The organism is uncultured Legionella sp., from assembly GCF_937871865.1.
Taxonomy (GTDB): Bacteria; Pseudomonadota; Gammaproteobacteria; order Legionellales; family Legionellaceae; genus Legionella.
In genome coordinates this window covers 1-8907 of sequence record NZ_CALMPD010000014.1, presented here as the reverse complement: position 1 = coordinate 8907, position 8907 = coordinate 1, and the positions used below count along the sequence as shown (strand labels likewise).

Genomic DNA, 8907 nt, shown 5'->3' with positions numbered 1-8907 from the left:
CCGTCAGTTGGCTGAGGCCAAGCAGGAAAACGGCAATGAAACCCAAGCCTTGAAAAAGGAACAGGAGCGATTAACCTCACAACTGGCTGAAAGTAAATTAGCTCTGCAAGAGTTAATCCGTCAGTTGGCTGAGGCCAAGCAGGAAAACGGTACTGAAACCCAAGCCTTGAAACAGGAACAGGAGCGATTAACCTCACAACTGGCTGAAAGTAAATTAGCCCTGGAAGAGTTAACCCGTCAGTTGGCTGAGGCCAAACAGGAAAACGGCAATGAAACCCAAGCCTTGAAAAAGGAACAGGAGCGATTAACCTCACAACTGGCTGAAAGTAAATTAGCTCTGCAAGAGTTAACCCGTCAGTTGGCTGAGGCCAAGCAGGAAAACGGCAATGAAACCCAAGCCTTGAAAAAGGAACAGGAGCGATTAACCTCACAACTGGCTGAAAGTAAATTAGCTCTGCAAGAGTTAACCCGTCAGTTGGCTGAGGCCAAGCAGGAAAACGTCAATGAAACCCAAGCCTTGAAACAGGAACAAGAGCGATTAACCACACAATTGGCTGAGAGCAAATTGGCTCTGGAAGAGTTAACTCGTCAGTTGCTTGAGGGCAAGCAGGAAAACAGTACTGAAATTCAAGGATTAAAACAGGAACTGCATAAATTGTCCCAACAAAAAGAGGATGATAAATTAGCATTAGAACGCATGGCCAAAGAGCTAGAGCAGACCAAAAAAGAATTTTTAACCGCACTAAGCCTGATACAGAACAAGAAACCCAGAAGAAGGGATAGTTCCAGAGGGCAATATGACGAGTTAAATGATCGCTTTATTAATCAAGAAGAGTTGATTCAAAAACTGGTATCGCCAAATGAGCTCAAATGTGCACGATTGATTGAAACCTCGTTAATACCGTTAACTCAATCTTATTTGAATCATTTGATTGAAGCTGCAAGGTCAATTAATCCAATAATAAGCAAGAAGCAGTCCTATAATAGCCTGCCAGATTTTGTCGGTAATGATTCTGATGCAGAGCAATATTTTAAGATAGATGTGAAATATACTATCACTAAAAATTTGTTGAACCTGCTAGAAGATAAGAAAACAACTCCATTACCTAGTGAACGAATCATATTATTCACTCAACAATTGAATAAGGACAATAAGCAACTTAGACAACATCGAGACTCTGAATGGATGCAATTTTTTAAAGGATGTATGGTCGCAATTGGTATTGTATGTACAGGTATTATCCCTGGGATAATCGCTTTGCTTGCCTATTCAAGTTATGCTGGAAAATCATCTCCATTATTTTTTAGCAGGACTGAAGGAGAAGAATTTTCAGCCGCAGCGGAAGAACATTTGGCTAATGCACCAATTTTAGTAAATTAAGCTCTAAACTGTTCTATTTTTATCATTTAGTTAACTATTTTTTCTCTTTTACGAACAAATAGTTAACTAAAATTTGTTTATATTTACCCCAAATGATCACTTATTTAACACACTCTTAATAATCGTAGAATATACTAATAGAAATAACTGAAAAACAGGAATTAAGATGTCTTTCACTTTAACGCTATTAGGGACAGATACTACTTACACACCCGGTCATCTTGATGATGCCTATGATAAAGCTGAAACATTAAGCTACCTATCTACAATGATACAAGGAGATCAGCGGCCTTCTGACTCGGTTACTGAGTTCAGAAATACTCATGTTGCTGTTGTCGATGGCCCAACGACCTTAGGAGTGGAAGTAGGAGATAGAATTGCACGAGGAGTAGAGGCAATACTCGAAGCAATAAGCCGAGGCGAAGAAAATATTAATATTATTGCTCACAGTCGCGGGGCAGTAGAAGCAATACTTGTTGCCCATGAAATAGAACGAATACAAACGCTCTTGGCTAATCCTCCATATGACCCAACAAAACTAGGCAATAGTGTATGTAAGTATACAAAAGCAGCCATGAACGGGGAGCATGCATCAAAATTTTCAGATCTGGATTTGAGCAAAGTTGCTGAGCATATTTCCAAGGTAAAACTATCTCTTTTAAATATAGATCCCGTACCTGGTGGGAATTATATGGGTATAACTCATGTATCTACTCTTGCATGGAGAGATCCGAGATTTTATACCGTACCAAAAATAGTTACAGAATATGAACAATACACTTATGAAAATGAGCGAACACGCTGTTTCAAATCTATAATTCCCAAATGTGCCTCACCAGAAACTCAGATGAAACTTCACAGTTTGCCTGGTCATCATGGCACTGGCTCTGGAAATCTCCTTGATCAGCAGCGAAATCCAGTTCCTAACGGTACTACGAAACACGTACAAGAATTAGTTATTGTAAAAATAATCGAGTTTTTGAAAAAAAATGGAGTTGCCCTTACACCGAGTCAGCAGATTGACGATCCTTTTAAAGACATCATTTCTAAACTATTTGATGGCGATAAATATTCTCCTGATTTTAAAAAGCAAGCTCAAGCATTGTCCTTTGAATTATATAATCAGATTATAGAAAATCGTGAAGCCTATCGTCATTTCAACACAACGTCCTATCCTACATTAGGGCAAGAACAGGCATTATTAAAAAAAATATGGAACGTTGTTGATCAACGGATAGTCCATTATCAGGCGCATAATGACACGTATTTAGAGTCAGTGGTTCCTCCCGTACCTGGAGGTCATTTTTTAAATTATGAACATGCACGTATTCATCTTAATAATGAATTAGGATTGAAAGATGGGATCGCATTAAGCGAAACGATCAATCAAGCCATAGAGCGCCTTGAAAATCTGTGCAGGCATAAAAAAGCATTATCTGACTTGAAAGAAAAGAAAATAGCCATTTCTGATTTAACTAATTCAGTTATTGGGGATAAATTAGTAACCGCCATAGACACTAAAGAAGGGTTTGCACTTTTATTAGATGGGCTTGGCATGTTAATTGAAGAAGTGAAAAGACCATATTTACAAGGCCAATTTACAGATCTCTCGGAGCGGGAAAAGCTTTATTACGCGGTACAACGAGCTTTTACTGAGTTTAAAGCACTTGCCCAAGAACCAGATAACGAAATAGCTCAGACTATTTTCGATACTTTAAATAGCAATCTTGAAGTCGCTTTAAATACTAAACGTACATCTCTTAAAGCTGAATATAATGAGCTTTCTATTAAATTACAGGGTAATGAGTTTTTTAGAGTGTTCCAAAATAAAATTCAGGAAATTTCAGCTAATTTAAATAATAAATCTGATGGACATAATGCTACTAAATATCAATTAGATATTAAATTACAAAACACACTTAATGCTGCTGAGGCCTTAGTCCAATCTCAGCCCAGCTTGGAATCGTTAAGAGCATTTATCAATAATGAGTTGAACTCTTATGCTGACTTTTATACTAATTTAAATGAGACAGAGCTATCTGGTTTAACCAAAGACTCACTTGAACTGGTAAGTTTAGTTATAAATGAAGCATTAGATGATAGTTATAATTATGATTTGGACAATTTAATCGGTGAGATTATTCAGTCTCATAATAATTTAGAGCAATTCAAATTAAGCTTGCCAGATTTTCATGCCTTGAATAGTTCTTTGGATTATAAAGGATGGGAAATCGAGCTGGAAGAACAACGCGATCATCTGATTCGTTTGGCAGCACAATATATCGTGGCTAAACAAATGGATCTACAAAAAGATATAGAACCTTTATTTAAAGACAATGAAGCATTATACAACCAAATCCAGGGCCTTGCTGTTGGACTAGGAGCAAAAAATCCATTGCTCTCATTATTGGAAACAAATCAATCTCATTCAGACGCTCTTCAAGCCACTATAAAAGAGCTGGAATTACAAATTGCCAATTTAAAAAAGGATGGGGTAGAGGGCCATTCAATTAAGGCAGAAATAGAGGGGCAAATACGTGTTCTTGAATCTCAACTATCTGAATTAAGTAAAGAAAATGCGAAAAATGAGACTCTGATTATTGAGTTGCATTCTCAAGTAAATCAATCGCTTTATAATGTTCAGGCAACAAAAAGAGAAAATGAGGTACTCAGTTCCAATATAAGCAGTCTGTCAGCAGAAAATGTTCGATTGGGCAAGAAAGTATCTGAACTTAATGTTGCTTTCAGTGCTATAACATTACGAAAAGAAAGTCAGGATAAATTGGTAACTGAATTACGAGAAGACAGTAAACATCAGGAAGAGGTCATTGCTGATAATAAAATTAAACTAAAAGAAAAAGAGGCGGAAATATCACAACTTACAGAGCAAAATAAAAATCTGAATGAACAGGTTTTGACTCTTGAAAGTCAACTTTCCCATGCTGGCCATCAAATTGGAGATCATGTAGAACAGGCTAATGTCCTCCAGTCACATGATAAAAAAATATTGGATGAGAATGCTCGACTCAAAGCACTATTAGATGATGACACGGAACTACAGTGTCAGATATTGGTTAAAACTAAATTAGTACCGTTAACCCAAGAATATCTAATTCATCTGGCTACCGAGATAAAACAAACGGTAGAGCCTGAGCTATACGTTAATAAAGAAAATATCCCTAATATCATCAATGCCGTAAATAGTATTACTCAATGGCCTAGCCAGCTACTGAAGGAAAAATTTGAGAAAATAAGCGAATTATACAAACATCTTAATGATAAAAATATTGAGAAACCCAGTGAAAAAGTCACAAGTTTTTATACGAAGCTTAATGATGCAAATGAACTGTTTAAGCAACACAAGGATCCTAAATGGCAACGATACGTTGCTAACACTGTAGCAGTAATCGGCATTGTATTAACAGGTGTTCTGCCTGGGCTTATTGCTCTTGCTATTATTTCTTCGGCTACGGGACGATCACCTAAATTCTGGCAGACTCGTGGAGAAGGGTATGCCGATAAATCACGAAGCGAAATTGAAGAACATATGTTTAGCCCAACTCCAAATAAAGGTGGATAAAGCCACCTTTATTTGAACGGCACATGACATAGAGATGCTGCATGAAGGGTCAAAAAAACAAAAAAAAATATAATGTCGTACACACTCCAGATCCGCTAAATCCTCAGTTGATAAACGAATTAAAATTACTAAATGAAACCTACCAGAAACACTTTATCTCCTTAATCAATATTAAAAGAGATGCAACAAACACAAAGGATGCAATAGCCAAGAAGACTGTTGTTGCTGAAGCAAATAAATTGCAAAATGAAATTCTTAATATACTGAAAAGCTCTACTGAAATTGTAAAAAATCATCCAATAATAGGGAGTTTTTCCTTTCTGCAAGAACTATAAAACACTCTCTGGATTCGAAAAATGTTACAATAGAAGAGCAACTTCACTACTTGATGGTACATTTTTTCATGTTGAATATTGACGAAATGACACACCCTCATACTGTCTGGAAAATTGTTCCTAGATACAATCAAGAAGCCTTTATGGTTGCAGATAATTTAACGAATATTAGGTTGGAACGTTATTTTAATGTATGGCAAACCTTCAAAGAGACTTATATTAAACCATCGATTGAATTAATCAAAAAAATTGATTTTGATGCGCTTCATCCCCATATTGAATTGCATGATAAATATGAAAATATCATTAATAAGTGGCGGGCATATTTCCACATGTCGATTAGCCTTTGTGCCGAATCAACAAAAGCATTGCTTCATTATATTGACTCTCAAGAGCCTTCTGCAGATCATATCAATGATGAAGAGAAATCGATAGTATGTGCTGCGATTGATGATATAAGAAAAGAAAAGGAATTTTTGACCTCTAGCGTACATATCATTGAGGCTTTTGCAGAACAGTGCCAACATAAGTTTGCAAAAAGCCTGGTAGCAGAAGTAGAAAATATTTCAAAGTCAGAAGGGAAGATTGAGGCGTTAAAAGATGAAGTAGAACAAGCGAAGGAAACACAAATAAAAATAGCCAATGTGAATGCTAAGGAATTAATTTGTGAAGAACGAGCAAAAGCAACTGCTCGACAAAAAAAGCTGCAGCAACAATTACTTAAAAAGCAAACCTTTTACTGGAGATGATCGATACAATAATGGAGTTACAGAAGCAAAGCAGAAATGAATTTATTATGAAAAATGGATATGCAAAATTTGTCAGTATTGGACGACAGAAGGAAGCCAACAATCAAAAATTCAGCGAGCACACGCAACAAAGAGAACTTCTGGAACTCTTGCAATTAACTTTTTCTGCTTTGAATTATTTGCAAGATAAAATCCAGACTCACATTTTTGATGGTCACAATGAAGAACTCAATAAATTTGTTTTTTTTAGCAGGGTAAAAACGCACGGAAAAAATGCCGAATTGTCCAAAGGCCGTTATGAAGGGTTACTAGGATTAATTCTGAAACAACATTTTAGTGAGACTGGTGACATAAAGTATTTGCTTGAATCGAAAACGCATTTTCTTAATGCATATAATGCATTTGAGGCGGATAAAAACGTGAAGGCCGCACAACACGTTAATAAATGTCTAAAAGAAATCGAAGAGTTACTCGTGACAATGAATAACAACGAGGTGGTATCAATGCAAATGAAATGAAGCGTGTGATAGGGCGCCCATTTTCTTCCTATTGGCTAAGCGGACTTGATTTGTGAAATGTCGCCTTTTGATTGAGTTCCAAGTGATCTTATTGTATAATTAATGACTTTTATATAGGGATATACTTTTATGTTGGGATTCCTAAATTATGAGTTATAGAGGAACTGAATTGGATAATATAATTGATGCAGTGCGTAGCGGCGATATAGATCAAGTGAGAGCTTGTATTCAAAATGAGTGTAACATTAATGTGGTAGATGGACTTGGAAATAATGCATTAATGCTAGCGATAAGTGAGGGATTTATCGACGCAGTTCCAACGTTAATTGCATCTGGTATAGATATAGGATGTATTAATCACGCAAAAGAAACGACTTTAGCATTGGCTGCGCAAAATGGTTTTGTAGACGTTGTGAGAATGCTCCTTAATGCAGGTGCTGATTTGGAGCAAACGGTCAATGGTAAAGAAACGGCATTAACAGCTTCTGTTTACTGTCTATATGATCATTATCCTGTCACTAAAGAGCTACTTAGTGAAGGTGCTGATGTAAATACAGCAGGTGAAAATGCTAATACAGTGCTAATAGAAGTAGCAAAACTCGGTTTTACAAAGACATTAAAAATGTTGATTAAAAACAATGCTGAGGTAAACAAGGTGGGACAAAATGGAAACACTGCCTTCACTGAAGCTGTACGTAGCAATCAAAGAGAATGCGCAAAGATTTTGCTGCAGCATGGAGCCTCGTTAAACCATATTAATAATAGTGGTAACAATGCATTAATAGAGGCGGTGAACCTCTGCAACGGTTACATCGTTGCAGATTTAATTGCTGCTGGGATTGATGTAACACTGATTAATAGTGAAGGGGAGACCGCTTTAACATCGGCTGCTAAAATCCTCGAAATTGATTTATTAGATCCTGAATGCATAAGAGAAATAATGCATGTATTGGTGAATGCAGGGGCGGATCCGGTGCATATAAGTAGTCAAAGTGCTCACTCGCAGTCTTGGGCGAGTTTTTTTAATCAAGAAGTGGGTGCTCTTACGGAGCTAGAAACTTCTCATCAGCCTCAACTGATAGGTACCATCTAGCTTTGGCAACATCATGTATGGCATCCTTCTATGGATGCCAAGAAGTATTCAATAAATTGTTAGAATAAGGGAGGAGTCAGGATACGTGTGCGATTGATGCATTTGAAAGATCAGACACCATTCTATCCCTTATCTGGCTTAAATCTTCCAGAGGCACTTAACGAACTTCACATAGATTGTTCCCTATATTGACTTCAAATTCTTCAGAAAATGTAGCTTCATGGCTTGAGCGTCTAAGATATAGATAATAATTTCTAATGAGTTTGTATTTTTTTAGTGTCTGTATTTTTTAAGTTCCCGAGCAAAGCCAATGCTGCTAATAACGCTATTTCTTCTTCTGGACGAAAATCCATTGCAACGGCAAATCCAATATGCTCCTCTTCAGGTAAAGTTAATTCTCTATTCAAAATAGGTCTTACTTTATCAATCAGTGATTGCATTGCAATATCATCTATCGAAGTAAAATGCATTTTTCTACTAGATAGCATCTCTCTCAAGATTACATGTAGAGCATATTTTAATAAATATAGGGCGTCTTCTTGCGCCCGATCTAGGTTACTTAACGGAATCAGACCTTTTTCATTATATAAGTGGGTAAATTCATATTGTTCAGATGAAAATCATTTTGAAGAATATCTGATTGTTGCGCATGACTAGTCCGGCATCTAAAGAAAAACAATACAGTATCGTTACCTTGTAGTTCAGTAATTTTAAAACATCCTTGAAAAATAAAAGCAGTTTCCCAAACAGCAACTAACACAAGGGTTTCAACATTAATTCCGATACAATTTTTCTTATTTGACATTAGAAGTAAGTTCCAAAGTTAATTCTTGAATTACATTGCTGGTTTCCAATTATAAATCAGCTTAGTGATTGCCGCCATCCTGAAAAGCTAGAGACGGAGGATTGAGCTCCGAATGACGTACTTTTCTTAATTAAATACCAGTGAAGGTAACGCTATACAATCACACTAAGTCTGATTATTTTGATAATCAGACTTAGTGGCAATGTAGTATTCGTGGTTATAAGTCATAAGAGCAAGCGCCTTTATTACTTAATGAGATGCGTAATCTGGCTAACCTCATTGTACAGGGAAAAGATGAGGTTGATTAACCACATTTCTATGCAATGTGTCGTCGCCTTGTGCCAATTTAGCTCCGGCACTAAAAAAAAGGAAAGGAAGACTATTCTTATTCTTGGAATTAAATCTAATCGAACCTTAGCTTTATCCGAAAACGATGCCAAAAACGG

General features: G+C 36.6%; 6 protein-coding genes and 1 pseudogene. 6 read left to right on the top strand and 1 reads right to left on the bottom strand.

The features are described from left to right. The 6 genes and pseudogenes from Q0495_RS00785 to Q0495_RS00760 all read left to right on the top strand — a co-directional run. Nucleotides 1-1381 (top strand): annotated as a pseudogene (locus Q0495_RS00785) (hypothetical protein); the annotation flags it as partial. Nucleotides 1382-1547: 166 nt separating this feature from the next. Next, complete coding sequence (locus tag Q0495_RS00780; protein WP_298622066.1) at nucleotides 1548-4961, top strand: hypothetical protein; 3414 nt, start codon at nucleotides 1548-1550, stop codon at nucleotides 4959-4961. Nucleotides 4962-5002: 41 nt separating this feature from the next. Beyond that, the gene (locus tag Q0495_RS00775) at nucleotides 5003-5296 is read left to right on the top strand and encodes a hypothetical protein (protein WP_298622065.1); all 294 of its coding nucleotides are present in this window, start codon (nucleotides 5003-5005) and stop codon (nucleotides 5294-5296) included. A gap of 68 nt (nucleotides 5297-5364) precedes the next feature. Beyond that, nucleotides 5365-6045 carry a hypothetical protein gene (locus Q0495_RS00770; RefSeq protein WP_298622063.1) on the top strand — a complete coding sequence of 227 codons (681 nt, stop codon included), beginning with the start codon at nucleotides 5365-5367 and terminating at the stop codon, nucleotides 6043-6045. A 47-nt stretch (nucleotides 6046-6092) separates the two neighbouring features. Next, a complete protein-coding gene (locus Q0495_RS00765; RefSeq protein WP_298622061.1) occupies nucleotides 6093-6563 on the top strand; it encodes a hypothetical protein in 471 nt (156 codons plus the stop codon). 148 nt (nucleotides 6564-6711) lie between these two features. Next, nucleotides 6712-7656, top strand: a complete 945-nt coding sequence (locus Q0495_RS00760; RefSeq protein ID WP_298622059.1) for an ankyrin repeat domain-containing protein — start codon at nucleotides 6712-6714, stop codon at nucleotides 7654-7656. Nucleotides 7657-7910: 254 nt separating this feature from the next. On the opposite strand, the gene Q0495_RS00755 is transcribed toward Q0495_RS00760, so the two are convergent. Then, entirely contained in the window at nucleotides 7911-8096 is a 186-nt protein-coding gene (locus Q0495_RS00755; RefSeq protein WP_298622057.1) for a hypothetical protein, read from the bottom strand. Nucleotides 8097-8907 lie beyond the last annotated feature (811 nt).

Bases quoted from the DNA above. Each gene is read 5' to 3' on its own strand.
- Q0495_RS00775 (WP_298622065.1), top strand. From the start codon at position 5,003: ATGAAGGGTCAAAAAAACAAAAAAAAATATAATGTCGTACACACTCCA.
- Q0495_RS00760 (WP_298622059.1), top strand. From the start codon at position 6,712: ATGAGTTATAGAGGAACTGAATTGGATAATATAATTGATGCAGTGCGT.
- Q0495_RS00770 (WP_298622063.1), top strand. From the start codon at position 5,365: ATGTTGAATATTGACGAAATGACACACCCTCATACTGTCTGGAAAATT.
- Q0495_RS00765 (WP_298622061.1), top strand. From the start codon at position 6,093: ATGAAAAATGGATATGCAAAATTTGTCAGTATTGGACGACAGAAGGAA.
- Q0495_RS00780 (WP_298622066.1), top strand. From the start codon at position 1,548: ATGTCTTTCACTTTAACGCTATTAGGGACAGATACTACTTACACACCC.
- Q0495_RS00755 (WP_298622057.1), bottom strand. From the start codon at position 8,096: ATGCAATCACTGATTGATAAAGTAAGACCTATTTTGAATAGAGAATTA.